Source organism: Hymenobacter sp. BRD67 (genome assembly GCF_013256425.1).
GTDB lineage: Bacteria > Bacteroidota > Bacteroidia > Cytophagales > Hymenobacteraceae > Hymenobacter.
Window position 1 is genome coordinate 3897924 of record NZ_CP053904.1, and the last position, 23891, is coordinate 3921814.

25 protein-coding genes and 2 pseudogenes are annotated in these 23891 nt (G+C 58.2%); 17 read left to right on the forward strand and 10 right to left on the reverse strand.

What is annotated here, in order from left to right:
- Window positions 1-163: 163 nt before the first annotated feature.
- The 3 genes from GKZ67_RS18195 to GKZ67_RS18200 all read left to right on the forward strand — a co-directional run bounded on the left by GKZ67_RS18195 (window position 164) and on the right by GKZ67_RS18200 (window position 2483).
- The gene (locus GKZ67_RS18195; RefSeq protein WP_317172184.1) at window positions 164-1309 is read left to right on the forward strand and encodes an ABC transporter permease; all 1146 of its coding nucleotides are present in this window, start codon (window positions 164-166) and stop codon (window positions 1307-1309) included.
- Window positions 1219-1428, forward strand: a complete 210-nt coding sequence (locus GKZ67_RS24800; protein WP_317172185.1) for a hypothetical protein — start codon at window positions 1219-1221, stop codon at window positions 1426-1428. Before GKZ67_RS18195 ends, GKZ67_RS24800 begins: the two co-directional genes overlap by 91 nt.
- 188 nt (window positions 1429-1616) lie before the next feature.
- Entirely contained in the window at window positions 1617-2483 is an 867-nt protein-coding gene (locus GKZ67_RS18200) for a TIGR00730 family Rossman fold protein (protein ID WP_173245202.1), read from the forward strand.
- A 66-nt stretch (window positions 2484-2549) separates the two neighbouring features.
- Here the strand turns inward: GKZ67_RS18200 and GKZ67_RS18205 are convergent, their stop codons facing one another.
- Window positions 2550-3260: a DUF4328 domain-containing protein gene (locus GKZ67_RS18205; RefSeq protein ID WP_173245205.1), complete on the reverse strand. Its 711-nt coding sequence runs from the start codon at window positions 3258-3260 to the stop codon at window positions 2550-2552.
- Between the two features lie 122 nt (window positions 3261-3382).
- Here GKZ67_RS18205 and polA point away from each other — a divergent pair, with 122 nt between their 5' ends.
- Window positions 3383-6283 (forward strand): DNA polymerase I, encoded by a 2901-nt coding sequence (polA, locus tag GKZ67_RS18210; protein WP_173245208.1) that lies wholly within the window; start codon window positions 3383-3385, stop codon window positions 6281-6283.
- 6 nt (window positions 6284-6289) lie between these two features.
- Here the strand turns inward: polA and GKZ67_RS18215 are convergent, their stop codons facing one another.
- Entirely contained in the window at window positions 6290-6775 is a 486-nt protein-coding gene (locus GKZ67_RS18215) for a DUF5004 domain-containing protein (RefSeq protein ID WP_173245211.1), read from the reverse strand.
- A 207-nt stretch (window positions 6776-6982) separates the two neighbouring features.
- Here GKZ67_RS18215 and GKZ67_RS18220 point away from each other — a divergent pair, with 207 nt between their 5' ends.
- The 4 genes from GKZ67_RS18220 to GKZ67_RS18235 are packed head-to-tail and all read left to right on the forward strand — an operon-like array spanning window position 6983 to window position 9009.
- Entirely contained in the window at window positions 6983-7423 is a 441-nt protein-coding gene (locus GKZ67_RS18220) for a serine hydrolase (RefSeq protein ID WP_173245213.1), read from the forward strand.
- A gap of 1 nt (window position 7424) precedes the next feature.
- The gene (locus GKZ67_RS18225; RefSeq protein ID WP_254245280.1) at window positions 7425-8045 is read left to right on the forward strand and encodes a serine hydrolase domain-containing protein; all 621 of its coding nucleotides are present in this window, start codon (window positions 7425-7427) and stop codon (window positions 8043-8045) included.
- Between the two features lie 20 nt (window positions 8046-8065).
- The gene (locus tag GKZ67_RS18230) at window positions 8066-8518 is read left to right on the forward strand and encodes a 3-oxoacyl-ACP synthase (RefSeq protein WP_173245219.1); all 453 of its coding nucleotides are present in this window, start codon (window positions 8066-8068) and stop codon (window positions 8516-8518) included.
- Window positions 8519-8562: 44 nt separating this feature from the next.
- The gene (locus tag GKZ67_RS18235) at window positions 8563-9009 is read left to right on the forward strand and encodes a DoxX family membrane protein (RefSeq protein WP_173245222.1); all 447 of its coding nucleotides are present in this window, start codon (window positions 8563-8565) and stop codon (window positions 9007-9009) included.
- 70 nt (window positions 9010-9079) lie between these two features.
- On the opposite strand, the gene GKZ67_RS18240 is transcribed toward GKZ67_RS18235, so the two are convergent.
- Window positions 9080-9997, reverse strand: coding sequence for a class I SAM-dependent methyltransferase (locus GKZ67_RS18240; protein WP_173245225.1), 918 nt, complete (start codon window positions 9995-9997; stop codon window positions 9080-9082).
- A 274-nt stretch (window positions 9998-10271) separates the two neighbouring features.
- Between GKZ67_RS18240 and GKZ67_RS18245 the strand changes: the two genes are divergently transcribed.
- Window positions 10272-11270 (forward strand): YpdA family putative bacillithiol disulfide reductase, encoded by a 999-nt coding sequence (locus GKZ67_RS18245; RefSeq protein WP_173245228.1) that lies wholly within the window; start codon window positions 10272-10274, stop codon window positions 11268-11270.
- An 88-nt stretch (window positions 11271-11358) separates the two neighbouring features.
- Here the strand turns inward: GKZ67_RS18245 and GKZ67_RS18250 are convergent, their stop codons facing one another.
- Complete coding sequence (locus tag GKZ67_RS18250) at window positions 11359-12522, reverse strand: J domain-containing protein (RefSeq protein ID WP_173245231.1); 1164 nt, start codon at window positions 12520-12522, stop codon at window positions 11359-11361.
- 140 nt (window positions 12523-12662) lie between these two features.
- On the opposite strand from GKZ67_RS18250, the gene GKZ67_RS18255 reads away from it, so the two are divergent.
- Genes GKZ67_RS18255 through GKZ67_RS18265 form a run of 3 tightly spaced genes read left to right on the forward strand, consistent with a single transcriptional unit; the run spans window position 12663 to window position 14720 of the window.
- Window positions 12663-13034 carry a phage holin family protein gene (locus GKZ67_RS18255; protein ID WP_173245234.1) on the forward strand — a complete coding sequence of 124 codons (372 nt, stop codon included), beginning with the start codon at window positions 12663-12665 and terminating at the stop codon, window positions 13032-13034.
- A 44-nt stretch (window positions 13035-13078) separates the two neighbouring features.
- Window positions 13079-14014 (forward strand): hypothetical protein, encoded by a 936-nt coding sequence (locus GKZ67_RS18260; protein WP_173245237.1) that lies wholly within the window; start codon window positions 13079-13081, stop codon window positions 14012-14014.
- A complete protein-coding gene (locus tag GKZ67_RS18265) occupies window positions 14007-14720 on the forward strand; it encodes a geranylgeranylglyceryl/heptaprenylglyceryl phosphate synthase (RefSeq protein ID WP_317172186.1) in 714 nt (237 codons plus the stop codon). Before GKZ67_RS18260 ends, GKZ67_RS18265 begins: the two co-directional genes overlap by 8 nt.
- 221 nt (window positions 14721-14941) lie before the next feature.
- Here GKZ67_RS18265 and GKZ67_RS18270 read toward each other — a convergent pair.
- The 6 genes and pseudogenes from GKZ67_RS18270 to panD all read right to left on the reverse strand — a co-directional run bounded on the left by GKZ67_RS18270 (window position 14942) and on the right by panD (window position 19340).
- Window positions 14942-15867: pseudogene (locus GKZ67_RS18270) on the reverse strand (helix-turn-helix domain-containing protein).
- A gap of 166 nt (window positions 15868-16033) precedes the next feature.
- Complete coding sequence (locus GKZ67_RS18275; protein ID WP_173245242.1) at window positions 16034-17197, reverse strand: acyl-CoA dehydrogenase family protein; 1164 nt, start codon at window positions 17195-17197, stop codon at window positions 16034-16036.
- A gap of 106 nt (window positions 17198-17303) precedes the next feature.
- On the reverse strand, window positions 17304-17789 hold the full coding sequence (rfaE2, locus tag GKZ67_RS18280) for a D-glycero-beta-D-manno-heptose 1-phosphate adenylyltransferase (protein WP_173245245.1): 486 nt from the start codon (window positions 17787-17789) through the stop codon (window positions 17304-17306).
- A gap of 104 nt (window positions 17790-17893) precedes the next feature.
- Window positions 17894-18091 carry a hypothetical protein gene (locus GKZ67_RS18285; protein WP_173245248.1) on the reverse strand — a complete coding sequence of 66 codons (198 nt, stop codon included), beginning with the start codon at window positions 18089-18091 and terminating at the stop codon, window positions 17894-17896.
- The gene (locus GKZ67_RS18290; protein ID WP_173245251.1) at window positions 18091-18939 is read right to left on the reverse strand and encodes a lysylphosphatidylglycerol synthase transmembrane domain-containing protein; all 849 of its coding nucleotides are present in this window, start codon (window positions 18937-18939) and stop codon (window positions 18091-18093) included. The genes GKZ67_RS18285 and GKZ67_RS18290 overlap by 1 nt, the downstream gene beginning before the upstream one ends.
- Before the next feature lie 53 nt (window positions 18940-18992).
- Window positions 18993-19340, reverse strand: coding sequence for an aspartate 1-decarboxylase (gene panD, locus GKZ67_RS18295; protein ID WP_173245254.1), 348 nt, complete (start codon window positions 19338-19340; stop codon window positions 18993-18995).
- 109 nt (window positions 19341-19449) lie between these two features.
- Here panD and GKZ67_RS18300 point away from each other — a divergent pair, with 109 nt between their 5' ends.
- The 5 genes and pseudogenes from GKZ67_RS18300 (at window position 19450) to GKZ67_RS23880 (ending at window position 23868) form a co-directional block, all read left to right on the forward strand.
- Window positions 19450-20268, forward strand: a complete 819-nt coding sequence (locus tag GKZ67_RS18300; RefSeq protein WP_173245257.1) for a hypothetical protein — start codon at window positions 19450-19452, stop codon at window positions 20266-20268.
- 156 nt (window positions 20269-20424) lie between these two features.
- Entirely contained in the window at window positions 20425-21366 is a 942-nt protein-coding gene (locus tag GKZ67_RS18305) for an ion channel (RefSeq protein WP_173245260.1), read from the forward strand.
- 183 nt (window positions 21367-21549) lie between these two features.
- Complete coding sequence (locus tag GKZ67_RS18310) at window positions 21550-21735, forward strand: hypothetical protein (RefSeq protein ID WP_173245263.1); 186 nt, start codon at window positions 21550-21552, stop codon at window positions 21733-21735.
- A 136-nt stretch (window positions 21736-21871) separates the two neighbouring features.
- A pseudogene (locus tag GKZ67_RS23875) lies at window positions 21872-22980 on the forward strand (S9 family peptidase); the annotation flags it as partial.
- Between the two features lie 138 nt (window positions 22981-23118).
- Complete coding sequence (locus tag GKZ67_RS23880; protein ID WP_254245281.1) at window positions 23119-23868, forward strand: prolyl oligopeptidase family serine peptidase; 750 nt, start codon at window positions 23119-23121, stop codon at window positions 23866-23868.
- The last annotated feature ends 23 nt before the right edge of the window (window positions 23869-23891 follow it).

A 23891-nucleotide genomic window follows, 5' to 3' on the forward strand; every position in this document is an offset into this window, starting at 1 on the left:
TACCGAAAATTCGGGGGGCAAAGGTACGGATTTTTTTTGGGTAAGGGTAAACTTGCCGGGCTAAGGGCATTAGATTCAGGTAAAAGTCATCTTGCGTACTACTTTTCGGATGGTTTTGGGCTGTCGACCGGTGGCAGCTACCTAAAGAATACGCCTCATCCCTATGCTTCTGACCTTTCGCCTGGTGCTCGAAAGCTTTGCCTTTGCCTGGCAGGCGCTGCGGTCTAACCTGTTGCGCACCATCTTGTCGCTGCTGGGGGTTACGGTAGGTATTTTTTCCATTATCGCCGTGTTCATGGTCGTCGATTCGCTCGAAGCCAACGTGCGCAGCAGCATGAACTTCCTGGGCGACAAGGTTATTTATGTCAACAAGTGGCCCTGGGTATTCGAGTCCAACTTTCCCTGGTGGAAGTACTTCAACCGCCCCGTGCCCACGCTGCACGAGTTTCAGCAGCTGCAAAAGCTACTGCCTGCCGGCAGCCAGAAGGGAGTTGCTATTTTCGTGGCCAAAAACGGCAATACGCTGAAGGCGGGCATCAACTCGGTGAGCGACTGCGCTTTGGAAGGAGTAAGCTACGAATACCGCACGATATCGAGCGTGCCGATTGAGAAAGGCCGCTACTTTACGCCGCAGGAGATGGACGCCGGCCGGCCGGTAGCCATCATCGGCGCAACCATAGCCGAAAACCTATATCCGCAGGGCGACCCACTTGGCCAGCAGCTCAAAACTCAGGGCCGCTACTTCACGGTGATTGGCGTGATGAAAAAAGAAGGAAAAAACCTGCTCGGTACTCCCAGCAACGACGCAAACTGCCTGATTCCGTACGGCAGCTTCGCCAGCATTTTTGCCATGAGCAGCACCGGCATGAGCGGCCCCTCGCCCACACTCGGCGTGAAAGGCCGCGACGACGACCCCGGCCTGCTCAACCTCGAAGCCGAGATGCAGGGCGCTATGCGCATTATCCGCGGGCTCAAGCCCCGGCAGGAAGACAATTTTGCCCTTAACCGCCCCGAGATGATAGCCTCGGCCATTGGAAAGCTGTTTAGCGTTATTGGCATAGCCGGGGCTATTATCGGCTCGTTTGCGATGCTGGTAGGCGGCTTTGGCATTGCCAATATCATGTTTGTGTCGGTGCGCGAGCGCACCAATATCATCGGGATTCAAAAGTCGCTGGGGCCAAAAACTACTTTATTCTGTTCCAGTTTCTGTTCGAGGCCGTGTTCCTGTGTCTGCTGGGCGGCGCGGTGGGCATTTTTCTGGTCTGGCTCATCACGCTTATCCCGCAGGATAGTATGGAGCTATTTCTAAGCGCGGGCAATATCTCGCTGGGCTTATTAGTTTCGGTGGGTATTGGTATTCTGGCGGGTATTATTCCGGCGGTGCTGGCCGCCAACCTCGACCCGGTAATTGCTATCCGGGCCAAGTGAGCGGGTGATTTTAAATTGGCAAGTAGCTGATTTTATGCATTATATATGCTATTTTAGTCTGATTGCTTGCTGTGGTGCTGCCAAAGCACATTAAAAAATCATTCGCTTAATTCCGTATCTTCGCCCTTTACTTTTGGCCGCCCCGCTCCCTGAGCTGGGGCGGTTTCGTTTTCCCCACCCTGGCAGGTATGTCCAAACTTAAAAAAACCAGTAAAACCAAGTCTTCCGACGATAGCCTGAATGCCGGCTCGGGCAAGACTATTGTGCAGCCCAACGTAAACGATAACAAGCTGACTTCCATTACGGAGCTGCGCCAGCAAACGGGCAACACGCCCAAAACGACGCCCGACCCCGATGAGCAGCGCATCCGCAAAGCCTTCGTAGACAAAGACTGGAACGAGATTAAAATCGCCGATAGCTGGCAGATTTTCAAGGTGATGGCCGAGTTTGTGGAAGGCTTCGAGAAGCTATCCAAAATCGGTCCCTGCGTCAGTATCTTCGGCTCGGCCCGCACCAAGCCCGACAACCCGTACTACCAGATGGCCGAGGAAATTGCCTCCAAGCTGGTGCGCCACGGCTACGGCGTTATCACGGGCGGCGGCCCCGGCATCATGGAAGCCGGCAACAAGGGTGCCCGTGCCGAAGGCGGCAAGTCGGTAGGCCTCAACATTGAGCTGCCTTTCGAGCAAACCCACAACGTTTATATCGACCAGGATAAGTGCATCAACTTCGACTACTTCTTTGTGCGCAAGGTGATGTTTGTAAAGTATGCTCAAGCCTTTGTGGGCATGCCCGGCGGCTTCGGTACCATCGACGAGCTGTTTGAGGCCCTGACCCTGATTCAAACCAAGAAAATCGGCCGCTTCCCCATTGTGCTGGTTGGCACGGCCTACTGGAGCGGCTTGTTTAAGTGGATTGAGGACGTGATGCTCCATGAAGAGCACAACATCTCGGCCGAAGACATGCATCTGGTGCAGATAGTAGACGACGCCAGCGAGGCGGTGAAAATCATCGACGATTTCTACCATAAGTACTCGCTGTCGCCGAATTTCTAGGCCGGCCTATACTGCTGCAAAAGCCCGTGAGCGACAGGCTCACCGGCTTTCTGCTTTTCGTAGCATTCAATAGCCTTCTTCCAGCTTATAATCAGCCTGCTCGCCAACGTCAATAGCTTCCGGGAGCGGCTGGCCTAATTGATTAACCTGCTGACGATAGGTCAATTGTTCTTCAAAGGTGGCGATACGGCCGATAACATACCAGGTAAAACCGGCGACCAGGCAGGCCAGAATAGCATCTGCTAAAAAGACGGCTAGGTCATCATGGGTAATATTGTTGCCATTACTGCCAAACTTGGCAGTAACACGACCTTCTATCATCCTCAGCACGAAGATGGTCCACCACCAACTCAGTATAGTAGGGCGCTCAAGTATGCGGCCAAGCGCCGCGCGCTGGGTGCCATTCCATACCTCGCGCATGATGGTAAAAGGCCGAACAAAATTTATAAAGGGTACAAACCAAGCACCAGCAGCCCAGCCATCAGAGTAGTCGGGATGAATATCGGGTAGCTGGTGAAGGTTGTAATAAGCCCGGCGTAACCACATAATCAGCACGATATAGCTGGTCACCGTGAGCACAGATTGGCCAATCAGCAGTAAAGAGTAGCTATAGTAAATGCCTGTTGTAAAGGCAGATGCTGTGCTAGTAGCAGTACCCGACCAATCTGGCAGGGTCAAGGCAAGGATACTGAGCAGTGCAAGGCAGCCTGTTGCCAGCGTAAGTAGCAGAAATACGAGCCGGGCATTCTGGGCGCGTCCTTGATTATCGCGTAGCATGAAGACAACTAAAAGGGTAGCAGAATATTGGTACAAACATAAATGACCGGGCAACTTAAATCTTTAAGTCAGTTCAAGGATAAATCCCGTAATTTTTCCCGGTCTCCCGTACTTTGTACTCTATGTCTGAATCTACGCCTGCTCCCGCCAAAAAGCTCTTCCTGCTCGACGCTTTTGCTCTTATCTACCGCTCGCACTTTGCTTTCTCCAAAAACCCGCGCATCAACTCGAAGGGCGTGAATACGGGCGCAATATTAGGTTTTACGAATACGTTGGTGGAGGTGCTGCAAAAGGAGAAGCCCACCCATATTGGGGTGTGCTTTGATGGGCCGAAGAAGACCTTTCGCCACGAGCAGTTCGCGGCCTACAAAGCCCAGCGCCAGGCCATGCCCGAGGATATTGGGGTGGCAATCCCTTACATTAAGCAGATTATCAAGGCCTTTCATATCCCGGTTCTGATGATGGACGGGTACGAGGCTGATGACGTAATCGGCACCATTGCCCAGCGGGCCGAGGCTCACGGCTTCGAGGTGTTTATGATGACGCCCGACAAGGACTACTGCCAGCTGGTAACGGAAAACATCAAAATCTACCGCCCGGCTTTCATGGGCAACGCGGCCGAGGTGCTCGACGTGGCGCACGTGCTGCAGCGCTTCGAGATTGAGCGCGTCGAGCAAGTAATTGATATTCTGGGCTTACAGGGCGACGCGAGCGATAATATTCCCGGTATTCCGGGTATCGGAGAGAAAACGGCCAAGACGCTGATTCAGAAGTACGGCTCGGTCGAGAACCTAATTGCCAACGTAGATGAGCTGAAAGGCAAGCAGCAGGAAAACGTACGCAACTTCGCCGAGCAGGGCCTGCTGAGCAAGGAGCTGGCGACTATCCACGTCAACGTGCCCATCGATTTTGAGCCCGAATCACTAACGGTTGATGCGCCCGACGAAGCCCAGCTACGCGGGCTGTTCGACGAGCTGGAGTTTCGGCAGCTGGCCGCGCGGGTGCTGGGTGGCGCGGCGGCCGCGCCGGCCGCCGGTCGGGGCCCGGCCGCGCCGGTTGGGCGCGGGGCGCGCCGGCCCAAAGTGGCCGCGCCGAGCGCCCAGGGCTCGCTCTTTGGTGAGGGCAGCGAAGCCGTAATAATCGCCGCCGAAAACGGCGAGTTTGCGCCCGGCGATGAGGGGGCTTACTACACCGGCCCGCGCAAAACGCTGGAAGACGTGCCGCATCACTACCACCTGATAGACACGCCTGCGCTGCGCAACTCATTGCTGGAGTTCCTGTTGCAGCAGCCCGAAGTGAGCTTCGACACCGAAACCACCGGGCTCAATACCATGACGGCGCGGCTGGTAGGCCTTTCGTTTAGCTACCTGCCGGGCGAAGCCTACTACGTGCCAGTGCCGCAAGACGACGCCGAGGCCGCGCAGGCGCTGGTAGACGAGTTTCGCCCATTTTTTGAGAGTGGGACCATTGTGAAAGTAGGCCAGAATATTAAGTACGACCTGCTTATTCTCAAAAACTACGACGTGCGCGTAGCCGGACCATTCTTCGATACCATGCTGGCGCATTACCTCATCGAGCCCGATATGCGCCACAACATGGACGTGCTGGCCGAGACATATCTGCACTACACGCCGGTGCCCATCACCGACCTCATAGGGCCCAAAGGCAAAAGCCAGAAAACGATGGCCGACATTGAGCCGGCCCGCGTGCGCGACTACGCCTGTGAAGACGCCGACGTGACCTTGCAGCTGCGGCACGTCTTTGAGCCGATGCTCAAAGACCTGGGCTTGCTGGGCTTGCTAAATGACGTGGAAAACCCGCTGGTGCCGGTGCTCGCCGACATCGAGCGCGAGGGCGTGCGCATCGACTCCAACGCCATGAACGAGTACTCGGCCGAGCTGCAAGGCTACGTGCAGGAGCTGGAAACGCAGATTTTTAAAGAAGCCGGCGAGGTGTTCAACATCGGCTCGCCCAAGCAGCTGGGCGAGGTGCTGTTTGATAAGATGCAGCTCGGCGGCGGCAAAATCAAGAAAACCAAAACCGGCCAGTACGCTACCGGCGAGGAAATCCTGAGCGTGCTGGCTATCGACAACCCCATCGCCGGCCTTATCCTGGAATATCGCCAGCTTACCAAGCTGCGCTCGACCTACGTGGAGGCGCTGCCGCAGCTGGTGTGCGAAGATGGGCGGGTGCATACCACGTTCAATCAGGCCGTTACGGCCACCGGCCGTCTTTCTTCCACCAACCCGAATCTGCAGAATATTCCCATTCGCACCGAGAAGGGCCGTGAAATTCGCAAGGCCTTTGTGCCGCGCGATGCCAGCCATATTCTGCTGGCCGCCGACTACTCGCAGGTGGAGCTGCGCATCATGGCCGACTTCTCGGGCGATAAAACCATGATTGAGGCTTTCCGCCTGGGCCAGGATGTACACGCCAGCACCGCCAGTAAGGTGTTCCACGTACCCCTGAGTGAAGTTGATAGTGAGATGCGTCGCAAGGCCAAGACCGTGAACTTTGGCATCATCTACGGCATCTCGGCCTTTGGCCTGGCCCAGCGCATCGGCATCAGCCGCAAGGAAGCCACTGACATTATCGATACCTATTTCCAGGAATTCCCGTCGGTAAAGCAGTTTATGGACGACAGCATCAACCGCGCCCGCGAGCTGGAATACGCCGAAACCCTGCTCAAGCGCCGCCGCTACCTGCGCGACATCAACTCGCGCAACGCCACGCTGCGCGGCTATACCGAACGCAACGCCATCAACGCGCCCATCCAGGGCACGGCCGCCGATATCATCAAGATGGCGATGATAAACATCCATGACTTCCTGGAGCGCGAGAAGCTGGGTACCAAGATGATACTACAGGTGCACGACGAACTCGTGTTCGACGCCGTGCGTGAGGAAGTGGAGTACGTGACCCCGAAAATCCGCGAGCTGATGACTACGGCCCTGCTGCTGCCCCACGGCGTGCCGCTGGAAGTGGAAGTGGGAGTAGGGGATAACTGGCTGAAGGCGCATTAGCGGTAGTTACCGCGCCAGCGTCTGAACTACAGTCTGGGCCTGTGTGCCGGTAGTTAGGCGAAGCGTATCAGCACTCAGCTTGCGGATAGTATAGCCGGTGGTTGAAGTAATGCCGGTAGTGCCGAGCGGCACAGTTTTGCCTAGCGTGATGGCAATTGCCTGTTGGGCGGCATCAAACTGCCACTTGCCGGTGGCCGTCTGGGGGTCAGTCGTTTTCTCTTTGAGTTGGCCCTCATCGAAAAGCAGGCTGCCATCAGTATTAAATTGATAGGTGTCATCCTTGCGGTAAACAGGGAAGGTGGAATACCAATTTGTCGTTTGAGCAGGAGTGACCATGTTGTCGGTGGAGGTCGAAGCTACTATATGCCAGGCGTGGGCAGCTAGCAGGCTCGTATTGGCATCAGGAGCAGGCGTATCCTTATGGCAGGCACTGGCTAGCAGCAGAACGCTGGCTCCGGTAAGAGTAGCAGGTCGGCGAGAGAAACGGGGCATAAGCTTTTGCGCGAAAAAGAGAGTATAAACAAAAATAGCCCGACAACTCTATATTCTTTAATTTTACCCCAATCTTCGCTATACCACTTCAAAGTGGTAGTAGAAACCAGCAGGAATTTATTGAAGCCTCGCCAGGCCACCACTGCTCATCATGGGCGGACCTTTGAGTTTCATCCCTGTACAGGGCGCGAAGCTTATACATGTAAAATGAAAAATCTGCTGACTCTGCTGCTGGCTCTGCTGAGCCAGGTAGCCCTGGCTCAATCCCGGAAAGACGAGCTCACGGCCCTGATGCAGCGCCACCACGTGCCCGGTATGCAGCTGGTGTACACCAAGGGCAAAACGGTAGAAACCTATAACCTGGGCGTGCGCGAGGCCGGCACCAGCCAGCCCGTCACGGCCACTACCATCTTCGAGGCGGCATCGCTGGGCAAGGAAATGCTAGCTTACGTAGCCCTGCGCCTGTACGACCGGGCCTGCTCGACTTGGATAAGCCGCTCCTCCAATATTACGACTACCCCCGTGTGCACGGGCAGCCCCGCGCGGCGCGCATCACGGCGCGCATGGCACTGGCACACACCACGGGCCTGCCCAACTGGGCCGAAAACCCCACGAAACCCAGCTGGAAAACCTCGGCCCTGGTGCTGACATATGCCCCGACAGCTGCTGGAACTACTCGGGTGAGGGCTACACATTTTTACAAAAAACGTTGGAGCACCTCACGGGCAAGTCGTGGGAAACGCTGGCCAGGGAGGAAGTATTCAAGCCATTTGGGTTGAAAAACAGCAGCTTTACTTGGCATGAGTCGTTTACCGCCACAGCTAGCGCGGGCCACGATGAAGCTGGCAAGCCCACGCCTATCGACCACTTCACGGAGCCCTACGCGGGGTTCAGTCTGTACTCGACGGCTACCGATTACAATCGCTTCTTGCAGGCGCTGCGCACCGGCCAGGGACTGAAGCCTGCCACGGCCCGGCTGCTGCACACGCCCGCCACGGCGGCTGAACGCTGCGGCAAAGCCGCCTCGGCCGCCGACCCGTACATAGACTGGGCCTGCGGGGTAGGGCTGGCCAGCACCAGCCAAGGCCTGGCGCAGTGGCAGTGGGGTGACAATGGCAGCTTCAAGGGCTTCTTTATGACCTTGCCCGGCAGGCAGGAGAGCCTGCTGCTCTTTACCAATAGTGCCAACGGTTCGCAGTTGGTGGAGGAAGTCCTACAGCTGTTCTTTGGCCCCGGCCAGTATTGGGCCACGCAGTGGCTAACCGAATAATAGTAGTTGATTTGCTCCTGATGTCTTCTAAACCCGCCCTCCATGCCGCCTGCCTGGCCTACGTGCACACCCGCCTAGCCGCGGCCCGCGCCGGCATGGCGGCCGCGCAAGAGTCCTCAAACTCCGAAACCAAGAGCAGCGCCGGCGATAAGTACGAAACGGGCCGCGCCATGGCCCAGCAGGAGCGAGACCGCCACGCTGCCCAGCTGCACGAGGCGCAGCAGCTACTGGCCGCCCTGCAAAAAATCAACCCCGACCTACCCAGCGATACCGTGCGCCTGGGCGCGCTGGCCAGTACCAGCCTGGGACTGTTTTACGTCAGCATCAGCGCGGGGCGACTGGCTACGGCCGCAGGGCAGGAGTTTATGGCCGTATCGGCGGCGGCACCGCTGGCCGCGGCGCTGCACGGGCGGCGGGCCGGCGAGGAAGTGATTTTCAACGGCAAGCCGGTGCGGGTGCTGGCCGTGAGCTAGCGGCCGGCGCGCACCCTGGCCGCGCGCTCATCGTATGCAGCGGTATGGAAACTACTCGTCGCTCACTCGCCCAGCTGCCCGCCCCCAAAACCACCCCGCTCCAAGACGTGGCCCGCTGCCTGCTCGGCAGCTTTATGGTGACGGCTGGTACTGGCCACCTCACTTTCGTGCGCCAGGATTTTCAGGCCCAGGTGCCCGATTTTGTGCCGTTTAACAAAGATACGGTGGTCTTGCTCTCGGGCGTAGTCGAAATCGGCCTGGGGCTGGCCCTGATTTTCTCGCAGGGGCCAAACCGGGTGCGCATGGGCCTGGGGCTGGCGGCGTTCTATGCCGCCGTTTTTCCGGGTAATATTCACCAGTATACCCACCACCTGTCGGCGTTTGGCCTCGATACCGATGGCAAGCGGCTGGGGCGGCTGTTCATGCAGCCCGTGCTGATGGGCGTGGCGCTGTGGGCTACCGGCGCGCTAAAAGCGCTCCGCAAAAAGTAGTGTGGACGCTGCGAGTCCGCGCGTCAGAACGTTGTTCAAGGATACCATGCGCGGACTCGCAGCGTCCGCGCTACTGTGCCTTCTCATTCCGAGCCACCACAAACATTCTGTCCCCAAACCGGCCGCTCAGCTTGTTGAGCCAGTAGGTGGGGTACTGCGTGCCCAGCTTGGCGGCCTGCTCTACCAGGTTGCCCCCCAGGCGAATGTGCTGCGGCGCTTTCACCGGATTTTGCAAATCAACCACCGAAAACCCATTCTTAGCCAGCATCTTGCGAATGGTACTGGGCGTAAACTCGTAGAGGTGGTAGGGCGGAATATCCATGCGGCGCTGGCGGCCCAGCGCCTTATAGGCCGCAAAGCCCAGGCGCATGCTCGGCAGGTTCGTCACGCTGGGCAAGGCCAGCACCAGCAGCCCGCCGGGCTCCAGGATGCGGCCAAACTTGCGGATGGCGGCGGCCGGCGACAGCAGGTGCTCGAGCACGTCGCCGAGGTAAGCCAGGTCGAACTGATTTTCGTGGAAGTCCTCGGTGGTTTCGATGTTGCCGGTTACTACGGGCAGGCCCAGCTCACGGCGGGCGTAGTCGGCGGCGTGCGCGCTGATTTCGAGGCCGTGCGTTTCCCAGCCCAGGCTTTGCAAGCTTTTAAGTGTGTAGCCAGGGCCGCAGCCCACATCCAGGTATCGAAAGCGCCGGCCCGGATAGTGCTGCTGCATGTAGCGCGTGAACTTATCTTCCTGCACCTTGCTTAAGTCCAGGGCTTTACCTTCTTCGATAAAGGTTTTTTCCTTCTCCGTGCGGTCGTAGTTGGGGCGGTCAGTGAAATACTCCTTGCCATACAGCTTTTCGAGCTGCGCGGGCGTAGGCTGCGGGTCGAGAAAAGCCAGGTCGCAGCTGGTGCAGCGGGTGCCTTGCAGGCGCTGACCATCAAAAAGATAGTAGAAGGGCAGGGGCTCGAAGCTGGTAGCTCCGCACAGGTCGCAGTGGCGCATAAGCTGGGCCGGCGCGCCAACTTTAGCGGCCGCGTCGAAACCGCACTGCCCGTCCGATTGTCGTACAAGCCAGCGCGTAGGACAAAGTTCGCTTTGCCAGGCCAAATCTGTTGGCCCGGCTGTATGTGGCAATGCTTAAAGTTATAAAATATAGTAAAAATACTATGTAATCAAAGCGCATAGTAAGCTTGCTTTTCTAACTTGCTAGTAGCTGATTGCCAATCAAAATGCCGTACACGTCCGCGCCACGTTTTTTACCAAGCAACTATTCTTCATGCCTGCTGCCAAACTAGACGTTGTTGTAATCGGGGCTGGCCCTGTGGGGCTGGCCTGCGCCATCGAAATTCAGCGACGGAGCCTCTCAGTGGCTACGGTCGACAAGGGCGCGCTCGTCAACTCACTGGTGGGCTACCCCACCCAAATGGAGTTTTTTTCGACGCCCGAGCTGCTCGAAATCGGTGGTCATCCTTTCCCGATGGCTTCCTACAAGCCCCACCGCGAAGATGCCCTCGACTACTACCAGCGCGTAGCCACGGCTGAAAAGCTGGATTTGCGACTATATGAAAAAGTGACTGCTTTGCGGGGGCAGGCCGGCGATTTTATCGTCGAAACCGACAAAGGCGAGCTGGCTACCCGCGCCGTAGTCGTGGCCACCGGCTTCTTCGATGTGCCCAACTTTATGGGGATTCCGGGGGAAGAGTTGCCGCACGTAAATCACTATTATAAAGAGCCTTATGCCCACGCCGGGCGCGAGGTGGTAGTTGTCGGGGCCAAAAACTCCTCGGCCAAAGCTGCGCTGGCGCTCACCCGCGCCGGGGCCCGCGTTACGCTGGTGGTGCGGGGCGCCGCCGTGGCCGATACCGTGAAATACTGGATTCGCCCCGACCTCATCAACCGCATTGCGGAGGGCCGCATCACGGCGTATTTCAACACGACCATCGATGCCATCACGCCGCACTCGGTGGAGGTGACCACGCCCAACGGCCCACGCAGCATCCCGGCCGACTACGTGTACGCCCTCACCGGCTACCGGCCCGACTACTCGCTGCTCATCGACGCGCTGGCCCTGCCGCTCGACGAAAGTGACCCGGCCAAGCCCCCGGTTTTCGACCCCGAAACCCACGAAACGGCCCGTCCCGGTGTGTACGTGGCCGGCACGGTGTGCGGCGGGCTGGCCACCAGCCGCTGGTTTATTGAGAATGGCCGCCACCACGCGCAGCTTATTGCTAAGGCTGTGGCTGCTGGTTTGGTGCAAGCGGCTTCTTTGAAATAGAATTTTTTCCTTGTCAAGGGGTTTTCACCAGCATGGGTGAGTAATAAACCTGCTTGTTAAAAAATCAAGTATTTGCTATATAAAAACATTATTGGCAGGCAGCTGCGGCGGCTACGGCATAGGAATACCCTGCCTTAGCTCCGCGCCGAAAGAACTCGCAGCCGCTGGCCGAGTCACCCTGTTGCTGGGCCAGGCGGCCTAACAGAAAGAGCGTGCGGCCATCCTCGGGCTGGCTTTCCAGCGCTAGCTTATAGGTAGCGCGGGCCTCCTCGTAGCGAGCCAGGTGGGCCAGGGCGGCCCCTTCCGTCTGGAGATATTCGAGCGGTACGGGGCGGCCGGCGCGGGTAAGCTGGCCGCGGCCGTGGCGCAGGTCGGCCAGGGCCGGGCGGGTCTGGCGCAGGTCGAGCAGGCGGTTTTCGCCGCGGGCCAGGTAGGCTTCGGCCAGCGTCGTGTCCAGGGTCAGGGCGCGGCAATAGCTTAGCTCGGCGGCGGCGGGCTCGTGCAGGCCCGCCTCGCAACGGCCCAGCCGGTAAAGCAAGCGAGCCGCTTCGGGCGTGGCAAGGGCGTGCCCGGCATCGGCCAGCAGAGCGGCCTGGTAGTCGGCGCGGGCCGCTTGCAGGTCGTGGTTGATATCTTGCCGGAGCTGGCCGCGCAGGCGTAGCGCCTCGGCGTGGTCGTCGCGAAAGCTCAGCGCCTGGTCGAGCTGGCGTTCGGCTTCCAGCCACTGGCCTTTGGCAAAGGCGGTGCGGGCGTCGGCATAATACAGGTTGGCCTGCACGCGGTCCATCACTATCTTGGCGGAGATGCCAAACAGAAAAATAAGGCAGACAAGCCCGGCTACCAGCCAAAAATCCTGCTTATTGAAGCGCACCTGCTGGCGGGGCACCCGCTGCTGGTAGTGGCGCTCGCGGCTGCCGGCCGGTGGGCGCGTGCGCAGGGGCGGGCCCGCAGCGGGAGTGCCCGGCATCTTATATACCGAAGGGCCGCTGCCGGCAGACTGGGCAGTAGTCCGCCGCTGTTCCTCGGCCCGGCGGGTAGCCTGTTGCAGCTGGTAGTCGTACTGAGCCCGGCGGTCGGGGTCTGAAAGTACGCCATACGCCACGGTGACGGCCTTAAACTGCTCTTCGTAGTGGCGGTCGCCGCCGTGCTTATCGGGGTGCAGCTCGGTGGCCAGGCGCCGGTAGGCGCGCTTGATGTCGGCACTGGGAGCGGTAGGCGGCACGCCCAGTACCTGATAATGATTCTGACTCACGCCACAAAAAATTAAACGAAAGCCGGTCGTAAAAGGCAGCCCCGGCCCCAAGTTTTGCGTAAAGAACGCCCTGGCTGGTTAAGCTGTTGCTTTCAGCCCAGCTTATTAACCGCATTTCTCCGCTAAACAATTCCGCCCACATGGCCTCCCTGACCGACGACAAAACGCCGCGCAACGATAGCCTCATCAGCAACCTCACCGGCTACCTGGATACCCGCATCGACCTGGTGCGCCTGGAAGCCCAGGAAAAAGTGAAAAATGCCTTTGTGGGCACCGTTCACGGGGTGGCGCTGGGGCTGCTGGGTTTTCTATTCATCGTATTTGGCTCCATCTACCTGGGCCTGGTGCTGAATGATGCGCTTCATAGCCCATCGGCCGGGTTCGGAATCGTAGCTGCGCTGTACCTGGTGCTGGCCATCCTGTTCTTTGTCGGGGTCGATAAAAAGCTCTTTCAGGGAGTGGCCGATAAGCTGCTGAATAACACCATCTATAAATCGGATAAACGCGCGTAGGCTGCGGCCTGCCGTTCTAGCTATCTTGCAAAACACCCCTTATCATGACCGAGCCCACCAACCCGTTGTTTGAAGAAGAAAAGGATTTTCTGGAGCGCAAAAAGCTGGAATATGAGCGGGCTTTGCGCGGCGATGTAGAAGATATTAAGGAGCATACCATTCAGGCCGGCAAGCTGGCTTTGGTGGGGGCCGGCGTATTCAGCACTGTCTGGCTGTTGCGCAAGGCATTTGGAGGCAGTTCGCGTAAAAAGCATGCGCATCACGACAGGTACCGCTCGGCCTATGAAGACTACGCGGGCTTCGACGGCTATGATGAGAATGACCAGGAGCTGGATGAGCTGGACGGTGATTTTCATACTTCAGCCTTTAATCAGCCTGCTAGTCAGGAGTTTGCTACTGATGGGGTTGAAGGAGACGGCTTTTATGAGCAGGGCCGCTTCAGCACCGACGACGCCAGCGAAGACGATGATAACGGCTTGAGTCACCAGGCCGATTTTCCGGCCCATTCGGCAGCTCAGCACGGCTCCGATACGGTTGACTACCACTTTGGGGAAGACCACGGTGAGGAGGAAGGCCCGGCGCACTCGTATGCTTCCAGCAACTCGTACCAGGCTCGCCCCTACGACGATAGCCGGCGCCTGCCGCATTCCGACAGCTTTACCGAAAGCGGGGAAACTGCTGCCGCTGCTCAGCCTAAGCGCAGCCTGCTCGGCCCGACCCTTATGGCCTTTGCCCAGAGCGAAACCGGACGCGTTATTATGGCGCAGGCCGCTGCCGTAGCCCTGGCGCTGGTTACGAAGGCCGTGCAGGATATTATGCCCAGGCATGAAGCGGAAACCGGCAAAAATGCCGACCTTGCAGCTTCATCGGCCACTATGGGCACTCCGCCCGCGACCTGGCCCGCTACCTCTGCTGCTCAGGATGCCGCTGCCGCCGCCCGCCACGACGACAATCTTCCCTACCGCGAACCGCTTGCTTGATAAGCTGACCGGGCTACGGCTGCGCGGCCGCAAGGCGCTGGCAGTGCTGCTCGACCCCGACGACTTCGAGCCGGCGCGCCTGCAGCACCTGCTGCTACTAATCCGGCAGCATCCCGTTGATTTTTTCCTCGTAGGGGGCAGCCTGGTGCTTACTGAGCACCAGGTTGCCCTTATTGCGTTGCTCAAAGCGGAAGCACCGCAGGTGCCGGTTCTGCTGTTTCCGAGCCATGCCCTGCACGTAGACGCCACCGCCGACGGCATTCTGCTGCTATCGCTCATCTCGGGTCGCAATCCTGATTTTCTGATTGGCCAGCACGTAGTAGCCGCCCCCCGCCTGCGGCAGAGTGGCCTGCAAATATTACCTACTGGCTATATGCTGGTCGATAGTGGCCGGCCCACTACGGCCTCTTACATTAGTGGAACCGCGCCGCTGCCGCACGATAAGCCGGGCATCGCGGCGGCAACTGCCCTGGCCGGCGAGCAGCTGGGCCTGCGCCTCATGTACCTGGACGGTGGCAGCGGGGCGCAGCACCCGGTATCGGCGGCCATGATTAGGGCCGTGCGCGAAGCCGTTGAGGTGCCGGTTATTGTGGGTGGTGGCCTGAATACTGCCGGGAAAGTACATGCCGCCCTGGCTGCCGGGCCGACATGGTGGTGGTCGGCAACCACATCGAGCGCGACCCGAGCTTCCTGGCCGAGGCAGTAGCCGCTACTCGCTCCGCTGACCACTGATTAGCGCGGATTTTAGCGGATTTCACGGATTTTGTAGACGGCTGCCTTCGCCGTAGCCACCAGCAGAGGCAGGCAATTGTCAGGTCCTTATTAAGCAGAAAAGCCACCCTAAAGGTGGCTTTTCTGTTATGAAAATAGCGTAGCGGCGTTCACAAAATCCGTGTAATCCGCTAAAATCCTCGCTAATCAGTGGTCTCAGATGTTTGTGGCGGTTTCGCGGCGGCGCATTTTGCCGGCCGGGATACCAAACATCATCTTAAAGCGGCGGCAGAAGTAAGCGGTGTCCTTGTAGCCTACTTCCTTGCCAATATCGCGGATGCTTTTTTTGGTGGTGCGCAATAGCGAAACTGCCCGCTCCATGCGTTGATACTCAATATAATCCTGCGGATTAATATTGGTCAGCATCTTGAAGTACTGGCCCACGTAGTCCTCGCTCACATTGGCTACCGTTGCCAGCACTTTGTTGGATAAGTCGCCGCTTAGGTTTTCCTTGATGAAGTTAAACAAGTCAATCAGGCGGGGGTCTTTGAAGTACGTGCTGTTAGTGGCTAACTGCTCCACAAACAGGTTGTTGCGTAAGATATAACGCACGACCTCCACCACCAGGTTCTCGGTATAGATGCCAATCAGCCGCTCGCGGCCCGGCAGGTCTTGCAGCGACTCTTCAATAACTTTAATGACCAGGTTGGCCAGCTTCGAGTTGCCCTTGATGATAAACGCCGGCACATCGAGCGAGGCAAAGAAGTTGACTGAGTCAAACACTTTGGCCTCAAAGGAAACAAAGCTGTGGCTTTCCTCCGCGTCGCCGATGTAGTCGAGCTTATCGTTAGAAGTAAAAAAACGGTCCTTATTCGTAATTAAATCATCATTGGAAATCACACGGTTGGCTGCCCCTGGCCATAGCCGACGCGCGTTGCGCGGCCACCCGGCAAAAACAGCAATTCCCCTTCTTCTACTACCTGGTCCTCGTCGCCAAAAACCAAAGTGCCCTTATGTAGCAGAATGAGGTTATTGCCCACATCGTACGCGTTGCGGACGGTAAAAGCCTGGCGCAAAACCAGGTTTTTGGCTTTGATGTAGCGTACTCCCAGTGATTCAATTACTTTATTATAGTCTTCCATTTATGTTTTTTTTATTCTAAGGGGCCGCCCCTTTATCGTTACAAAAGTGCCTAAAGTTACAGCTAATTACTACAATACTTTCTAAAAAAAGTTCAGTAAAAGAAAAACCCAGGCCATATTGGCCTGGGCTTAGTGCAAATTAAGGCAATATTCCGGCTCGCGCCGGCTATTTCAGAATCTCGCGGGAAATAACAATTTTCTGAATCTCGGAAGTGCCCTCATAAATCTGGGTAATCTTGGCATCGCGGTAAAAGCGCTCCACGTGGTATTCTTTCACAAAGCCATAGCCCCCGTGAATCTGCACGGCTTCGGCCGAAGCATCCATCGCTACCTTGGAAGCGAAAAGCTTGGCCATTGCCCCGCTTTTGGCGTAGTCGGCGTGGTTGTCTTTATCAGCAGCGGCTTGCAGGCACAGCAGGCGGGCGGCATCCACGTTGGTGGCCATATCGGCTAGTTTAAACTGAATGGCCTGGTGCTTAGCTATTTCCACGCCAAAGGCTTTGCGCTCTTTGGCATATTTGAGGCTCAGCTCGAGCGAGCCCGAGGCAATGCCCAGCGCCTGGGCCGCGATGCCGATGCGGCCCCCGGCCAGCACCTGCATCGCAAACTTAAAGCCGAAGCCATCGTCCCCAATGCGGTTTTCCTTGGGCACTTTCACATCGGTAAACATCAGCGAGCAGGTATCAGAGCCGCGAATACCAAGCTTGTTTTCCTTAGGCCCGACTACGAAGCCCGGGCTGTCTTTTTCTACAATCAGCACGTTGATACCCCGCGACTTCAACTCCGGGTGCGTCTGAGCAATTACCAGATATACCGAGGCAGTTGAGCCGTTGGTAATCCAGTTTTTGGTGCCATTCAGCAGGTAGTAGTCTCCTTTATCTTCGGCGGTGGTGCGCTGGCTGGTAGCATCGGAGCCCGCCTCGGGCTCCGAGAGGGCGAAGGCCCCGATTATTTCACCGCTAGCCAGGCGGGTCAGGTACTTTTGCTTCTGCTCCTCGGTACCGTATTGCTCCAGGCCCCAGCAAACCAGCGAATTATTCACCGACATGATAACCGAGCATGAGGCATCGACCTTGGAAATTTCTTCAATAGCCAGCACGTAGCTAATCGTATCGAGGCCCGAGCCGCCATACTCGGGGCTTACCATCATGCCCATAAAACCCAGCTCTCCCATGCGCTTAATCTGCGCAGCAGGAAATTTCTGGTGGTCATCGCGCTCAATTACGCCCTCCCACAGCTCATTCTGGGCAAAGTCGCGGGCGGCGGCCTGTACAGCCAACTGCTCTTCGGTGAGTTGAAAGGGGGAAGCGGTGGCCGTCGAAGTTGTCATGTCCAAAATGCTAGAGGGTGAGGGTAGGGTGGGAGAGAAGAGTGTGGCTACAAAAATACGGCGGTGGTGGCGAAGCGGCGCGGCAGCAAGCTGCGGTGCCGGGTTCTTAACCGGCGAGGCCGCTTATTATCTTTTTTACGATATTGGAAGTGCTGTAGCCCGCTACGAGCGGCACGGTAAGCACCTGCCCACCTCGCTCCAGTACAAGTTCGTGACCCACAATTCCGGCAACGGCGTAGTCGTCGCCTTTTACCAGAATATCCGGCTGCACCAGCTCAATGAGCTGCAGCGGGGTTGATTCGCCAAACAGCACTACGGCATCAACAAAAGCCAGCGCCGCCAGAATACGGGCACGTGAATTCTCGTCCTGCAACGGCCGGCCGGGCTTTAGCGCGCTTACCGAAGCATCGGTATTGAGCCCAACCACCAGGCGACTGCCGAGGGCGCGGGCTTTTTCGAGGTAGTCGACGTGGCCCAGGTGCAGCAAATCGAAGCAGCCGTTGGTGAATACAATACGCTCGCCCGCTGCCCGCCAGGCCGCCAAAGTAGTAGGTAGCTCGGTACGAGTCAAAATCTTATCGGCGGTGGGCATGGGCGTAAGCTGCGTACCAGCTAATAGCGTAAAGAGTAATAAAGTTTCTGCTTTAGCAAGCCGTGGCCAGGCTTCGCTACTCACGGCCCGGCATGCCTTACGCCCTACTCCGTCGTGAGCGGCTCATCAGCCAGGGCTTCGGCTTCGTCTACTACGTTGCCTTTATCGGCCGCCGCTACGGCTACAAAGCTGAGGCCGCCCATTACCACTACCAGCAGCGTTTGGGCCCCGTGCACAACCAGCGCGTAGGCAATACCGGCTTCCTTGCTGACGCCGTACACCAGCAGAATGCCCTGCACCATCACGTGAAATGGCCCAATGCCCCGGCTACGGGCGCAGCCATGCCAAAGGCTCCAAAAGTGAGCACGGCCAAACCAGCTTTCATGCCCAGGCCATACGTTTCGGGAAAGCAGAAAAACGCCAGGTAGTCGAGTAAATAATAGACGAGCCAGGTAAAAATGGTATGCAGCAGAAAAACGCCTTTATTTTCCAGCCTGATAACGCTGAACGCACCCGCCAGCAGCCCTTTTATAAACAGCATGGCCTTGTTGAAAAGCGCGTGCTGGCGCAGGCGCTCGAGGTTGCGCACCAGCGTGTAGGCAGCTACAGCCAGCAGTACCAGTGCCACCAGCGCCGCCAACAAGAGTGGTGTACGGTTGCGGGCCAGGGTATCGTACTGGCCGCCAAACAGCTTGTCGGTAACGAAGGCCCAGAAGGTGTTAAAATCGAGCAGCAATGTGGCTCCCAGCAGCCCCAGCAGCACCAGCACATCAATTACGCGCTCGGTTACCACGGTGCCTAGCGCTACCTGTACCGGCACACCGGCAGTGCGCCGCAGCACCGAGCAGCGAATGACCTCGCCTGCCCTGGGCAACACGAGATTGGCAAGGTAGCCGACCATCATAGCGTGGTAGATACGCCAGAACGGAGCCGGAGTACCCGAGGCCGAAAGCTGCATCTGCCAGCGGTAAGCCCGGCTGAAATAGCCGAGCACAGAAAGCACGAGCGTGAGACCCAGCCAGAAATAATTAGCCGTCCGAATATAGTGGCCGATGCGCGACAAATCCTGCCCGCGCACTGCATACCACATCAGGGCACCGGAAATGCTCAGTAGCAGCGCGTATTTTAGAAAGGTGAGCAGGTGCTTCATAGATAATGGGTAGTGGGTAATGAGGAATGAGTGCGGCTATAACCTGTCATTCATTACCCAATTCGGTTATGATGGTCGGGGAAAATGACCGTAGGCTGGTGGGCCCGGGCCTCCTGAAAATCGACCAGGCCGTAGGAGATGATAATGACGATATCGCCTACGGCGGCCTTGCGGGCTGCCGGGCCATTAAGGCAAATCATGCCCGTGCCGCGCTCGCCTCTGATGGTATAAGTTTCGAGCCGCTCGCCGTTGTTTACGTTCACGACCGTTACCTTTTCATTTTCGACCATATTGGCTGCGTCGAGCAGGTCTTCGTCGATGGTGATGCTACCCACATAATGCAGCTCGGCCTGCGTAACCTTCACCCGGTGAATCTTGGATTTGAGAACTTCGATATGCATACCTAAGAGATAGAAAAGCCCGCAAAGATAATCTGCGGCCCGCCGGGCGGGGCCAAGCGCGGGGTAGGTTGTACTTTCCGGCCCCAATCTGCTTATTGCCTGTTTTGAGATGAAAACCCAACTTGCCCGCCGCTGCTGGCCGCTTCTGCTGGCTGCCGGACTCCTACTATCGCTGGCTGCTTCGGCCCAGACGCCTCTGGGCCAGCCTTCGCTCGACGAGGCCAAGGTGCAAATCTGGTGTGCCACGGCCCGCTACGTATATGCCGACGCGGGCCGCCCGCAGCTTCAGCGCTCGCTCCGCTGCGAAGGGGGCAACCTCCAGGCGCTGGCTGCCAGCCTGCGGCCCGACAGCCTGCGCATTTACTCAGTGCTATACGCGCCCATCGAGGCGAAAGGCAGGATTTACAAAGGCTTAAAGGATAATCCGGCGCGGCTGACGGCGCTGGTTAAGGCGATTATCGGCAAGCTGAAAGCATCACCGGCCCGGCAGCGCGACCCGGCCCGCCTGGAAGGCTTGCAAACGCTGGAAAAAAAATTAACCGACTACGTGCAAACCGGCTTGCCTCCGACCGACCCCGCGCCGGCTCCCCAGGCCGCCGCAGACGCTGGCAGTGGCGCCGGCCCGGCCGAAGCAGCCGAAGCCAGCGCCACGGGCCCGGCTCCGTCGTCCCGGGCGCCCGCAGCAGCAGCCGAGCCGCTGCTCGACCGGTTCTTTGCCCCTCTGGCACTGATTCTCAGTATCCTGAGCCTGGTGCTGTACGGCATGTTACGCCTGAGCCTGAATCGTACGCTGCGCGAATTGCGCCGCCCGGCCAGCAGCCCCGGCCAGGAGCTGACCGCCGCTCAGCGTCAGCAGGTAGAGGAGGTAGTGGCCCGGCGCGTGGCCGAAGCATTGCGGGCGGCCCCGGCTGGCCCGCCGGCCGAGTAATAACTAACTGCTGTTACGCAGCAGTGAGGTTCATGACCCGGTGGGAACACCGGGTGTGGCTAGAACAAGCGGGTTAAATAAGCGGTCTGACCGGGTCATGTGCCGCCGACTACGTAACACAGGGCCATTGCTCCCATCACTCAACTTACTCGATTTATGGCTCGCACTTTTTCCCCTTTACCTACCCAGGACCCTGGATTGGGCGAAAAATTTACCGCTCGTACCCAACGCTTTGTCAACCGCGATGGCACGTTCAATGTGCGGCGAATGGGACCAACCTGGGTTCGGGGCGACTGGTATCACTATTGGGTTTCGCTGTCGTGGGCGCGGTTTGGCGCGGCTGTGCTGGGCTATTTTACGGTTATCAATGCCTTGTTTGCGCTCGGTTACCTAGGCATCGGCTACCAGGCGGGCCTGCTGGGCGCGCCGCTGGTAAGCGCCTGGTGGGAGCGGTTTCTGGATGCGTTTTTCTTTTCAGTCCAAACGTTTACTTCCGTTGGCTACGGCGTGATTTCGCCCAAAGGCATTGCCTCGGGCTTTTTATCGTCGTTTGAAGCCCTGGCTGGGGTGCTCACCTTTGCCGTGATTACGGGCCTGGTGTATGCCCGCTTTTCCCGGCCCACGGCCCGTATTCTATTTTGCGAAGCGGCCATTATCACCCCACCCGACGAAAAAACCGGCTTGCGCCGCTTTATGGTGCGCATTGCCAACGAGCGCACCAATACCATCATCGATATAAGCGCCCGCCTCCTGCTGTCGGTGATGCTGCCCGATTTTACCCGCCGCTACTATCTGCTGGACCTGGAGCGTGCCACCATCATGTTTTTGCCCCTCAACTGGACGCTGGTCCACGACATCACCCCCGAGTCGCCGCTCTACGAGTTGACGCTGGACGATTTGGCCCAGCAAAACGCCGAAATTGTGGTCATGCTGCGCGGCTTCGACGATACCTTCGCCCAGGATATCAACACCCGTTGCTCGTACACCCACGCCGAGGTGCGCTGGCACCACCGCTTTGTGCGGCCCTACCGCACCACTGAAGCTGGCGAAAACCTGCTCGATTTATCCCTGCTTTCGGCCACAGAAGCCGGGGAATAAGTAACTACTGTTACGCAGTGCCTATGCGAAAGTGTCGCCAGGGCAGTAGTGCGAACTTGGTAGTTCGCGTTACTGCCACTGCCTAACAGCAGTAAGTATTATCATGCAGCGTCAGGATTCACAGGCGCTGCGTAAGGTCAGTAATTAAAACCAGCCGGCCGGGTGCCGTATTTCTTAAGCAGCATGCGTACTTCTATCCTTCGAATCAGCCTGTTGGGCGGCCTGTTGCTGCCGGGCTGTCGCCTGGTCGGGCCGCAGCAGGCTGGGCGTAAGGAGGCAGTGCGTGCCAATATCATTTCCAATAAGCGCATCCTGACCGAGTCGCCGACGCTGGAGCATCCGGTGCCTAAGCCGCCCCCCGGCCCTTAACTTCTTTATCCTAATGAGTTGTCTTTATTGTCTTTAATGTACTGACAACTAATAGCTAACCTTTTGCTGCTTCTCCGCCTTGACCTACCCTGCCACCCGCCGCGACCCGCATACCGATTCTTACTTTGGTACCCTGGTGCCCGACCCGTACCAGTGGCTCGAAGATGCCGATTCGCCCGAGACGACGGCCTGGGTTCGGGCCCAAAACGAGGTGACGTTCGCCTACCTCAACCAGATTCCCTTCCGGGATAGTTTGCGCGAGCGCCTTACCCAACTCTGGAACTACGAGCGCTACAGCGTGCCGAGCCAGGAGGGTGAGCTGTTGATTTTCAGCAAGAACGATGGTCTGCAAAACCAGGCCGTGGTGTACGCCGTGCCCGTGGGGGCTCCGCTCGACGCGGCTACCGTGCTGCTCGACCCGAACCGGTTTTCGGAAGAGGGTACCACGGCGCTTATGGGCCTGCATTTCAGCCCCGACCATCGCTACCTGGCATATACTACCAGCGGTGGCGGCTCCGACTGGCAGCAAATCAGGCTGCTCGACATGGCCAGCCGCCAACCCCTGCCCGAGGTGCTCGACTGGGTAAAGGTGTCGGGCGTGGCCTGGGCCGGCTCGGGCTTTTATTACAGCGCTTACGACGCGCCCCAAGCCGGGGAGGCGGCGCTGGCCGGCAAAAATGAGTACCACCGGGTGTATTATCACCGCCTGGGTACGGGCAGGCCGACGATCAGCTAATATATGAAAACAAGGATATGCCGCTCGGCTTCCGCATTGCCGAGGTGACGGAAGATGAGTGCTGGCTGTGCCTGAGCCTTACTGATGGCCTCTCGGCTGGCAACCGCCTGCTGGTGCGCGACCTGCACGCCCCCGACCAAGCCGGCACCTGGACCGTGGTGCAGGCAAGCTACGAGTTTGATACAAGCGTGATTGGTAGCCTGGGCGATGAGCTGCTGGTGTACACCAACGACCACGCGCCTAACTACCGGGTGGTGCGCCTCGACCCCCGCCGGCCTACCGAGTGGCACGACGTGATTGCCGAAGCGCCCGAAAAGCTCGAGACTATCAGCCTCGCCGCCGGCTGCCTGCTGGCTACTTACTTGCACGATGCCAGCTCGCAGGTGAAAGTATACTCGGAGAGCGGGGAATTCCGGCACGTGGTGTCACTGCCGGCGATTGGCACGGCGGCGGGCTTTGGCGGGCGGCGTACCGACAAGGTGCTGTACTACGCTTTCACGTCGTTTACCTACCCTACTACCATCTATCGCTACGACCCGGCTGCCAACGTGAGCACGGTGTTTAAGGCTCCTCAGGTAGACGTGCAGCCGGCTGATTACGAAACAACGCAGGTTTTTTACGAAAGCAAGGACGGGACCAGAATCCCGATGTTTATTACCCACAAAAAAGGCCTGGCGCTGAATAGACAAAATCCCACGTATCTCTATGCCTACGGCGGCTTTAACGTGTCGCTTACGCCGGGTTTCTCGGTGGCGCGGCTGCTGTGGCTGGAGCGCGGCGGCGTGCTGGCTATTCCCAGCCTGCGCGGCGGCGGCGAGTACGGCGAAGCCTGGCACCAGGCCGGCATGACGCCCTACAAGCAAAACGTGTTCGACGACTTTATTGCGGCTGCCGACTACCTGAAAAGCGCCGGCTACACCTGCTCCCAAAAGCTGGCCATCGCGGGTGGCTCCAACGGGGGCCTGCTCGTAGGAGCCATCATGACCCAGCAGCCCACCCTGTGCCGCGTGGCCCTGCCCGCCGTGGGCGTTATGGATATGCTCAAGTACCAGAAGTTTACCATCGGCTGGAACTGGGCTCCCGAGTATGGCACCTCCGACGACGAGGCGCAGTTTCATAACCTGCTCAGCTACTCGCCCCTGCACAACTTAAAGCCCGGCACGGCTTACCCGGCTACGCTCATTACCACCGCCGACCACGACGACCGCGTGGTGCCAGCGCATTCGTTTAAGTTTGCCGCCGAGCTGCAGGCCTGTCAGGCGGGCCCAAGCCCCACGCTCATTCGCATCGACGTCAATGCCGGCCACGGCGCGGGCAAAAGCACCCAGCTCCAGATAGCCGAATGGGCCGACGTATGGAGCTTCACGCTGTTTGAGCTGAGCAATGAAAACAGGTAAAGTCGTTCGAGTGTGAGAACGAC

What these genes read in the sequence shown, in the direction of transcription:
- rfaE2 (WP_173245245.1), bottom strand. Translation starts at nt 17,789, where the DNA reads ATGCCCACCGCCGATAAGATTTTGACTCGTACCGAGCTACCTACTACT.
- GKZ67_RS18200 (WP_173245202.1), top strand. Translation starts at nt 1,617, where the DNA reads ATGTCCAAACTTAAAAAAACCAGTAAAACCAAGTCTTCCGACGATAGC.
- GKZ67_RS18235 (WP_173245222.1), top strand. Translation starts at nt 8,563, where the DNA reads ATGGAAACTACTCGTCGCTCACTCGCCCAGCTGCCCGCCCCCAAAACC.
- GKZ67_RS18285 (WP_173245248.1), bottom strand. Translation starts at nt 18,091, where the DNA reads ATGGTGCAGGGCATTCTGCTGGTGTACGGCGTCAGCAAGGAAGCCGGT.
- GKZ67_RS23880 (WP_254245281.1), top strand. Translation starts at nt 23,119, where the DNA reads ATGTTTATTACCCACAAAAAAGGCCTGGCGCTGAATAGACAAAATCCC.
- GKZ67_RS18195 (WP_317172184.1), top strand. Translation starts at nt 164, where the DNA reads ATGCTTCTGACCTTTCGCCTGGTGCTCGAAAGCTTTGCCTTTGCCTGG.
- polA (WP_173245208.1), top strand. Translation starts at nt 3,383, where the DNA reads ATGTCTGAATCTACGCCTGCTCCCGCCAAAAAGCTCTTCCTGCTCGAC.
- GKZ67_RS18230 (WP_173245219.1), top strand. Translation starts at nt 8,066, where the DNA reads ATGTCTTCTAAACCCGCCCTCCATGCCGCCTGCCTGGCCTACGTGCAC.
- GKZ67_RS18290 (WP_173245251.1), bottom strand. Translation starts at nt 18,939, where the DNA reads ATGAAGCACCTGCTCACCTTTCTAAAATACGCGCTGCTACTGAGCATT.
- GKZ67_RS18215 (WP_173245211.1), bottom strand. Translation starts at nt 6,775, where the DNA reads ATGCCCCGTTTCTCTCGCCGACCTGCTACTCTTACCGGAGCCAGCGTT.
- GKZ67_RS18300 (WP_173245257.1), top strand. Translation starts at nt 19,450, where the DNA reads ATGAAAACCCAACTTGCCCGCCGCTGCTGGCCGCTTCTGCTGGCTGCC.
- GKZ67_RS18310 (WP_173245263.1), top strand. Translation starts at nt 21,550, where the DNA reads ATGCGTACTTCTATCCTTCGAATCAGCCTGTTGGGCGGCCTGTTGCTG.
- GKZ67_RS18205 (WP_173245205.1), bottom strand. Translation starts at nt 3,260, where the DNA reads ATGCTACGCGATAATCAAGGACGCGCCCAGAATGCCCGGCTCGTATTT.
- GKZ67_RS18275 (WP_173245242.1), bottom strand. Translation starts at nt 17,197, where the DNA reads ATGACAACTTCGACGGCCACCGCTTCCCCCTTTCAACTCACCGAAGAG.
- GKZ67_RS18260 (WP_173245237.1), top strand. Translation starts at nt 13,079, where the DNA reads ATGACCGAGCCCACCAACCCGTTGTTTGAAGAAGAAAAGGATTTTCTG.
- GKZ67_RS18220 (WP_173245213.1), top strand. Translation starts at nt 6,983, where the DNA reads ATGAAAAATCTGCTGACTCTGCTGCTGGCTCTGCTGAGCCAGGTAGCC.
- GKZ67_RS18240 (WP_173245225.1), bottom strand. Translation starts at nt 9,997, where the DNA reads ATGCGCCACTGCGACCTGTGCGGAGCTACCAGCTTCGAGCCCCTGCCC.
- GKZ67_RS18245 (WP_173245228.1), top strand. Translation starts at nt 10,272, where the DNA reads ATGCCTGCTGCCAAACTAGACGTTGTTGTAATCGGGGCTGGCCCTGTG.
- GKZ67_RS18305 (WP_173245260.1), top strand. Translation starts at nt 20,425, where the DNA reads ATGGCTCGCACTTTTTCCCCTTTACCTACCCAGGACCCTGGATTGGGC.
- panD (WP_173245254.1), bottom strand. Translation starts at nt 19,340, where the DNA reads ATGCATATCGAAGTTCTCAAATCCAAGATTCACCGGGTGAAGGTTACG.
- GKZ67_RS18255 (WP_173245234.1), top strand. Translation starts at nt 12,663, where the DNA reads ATGGCCTCCCTGACCGACGACAAAACGCCGCGCAACGATAGCCTCATC.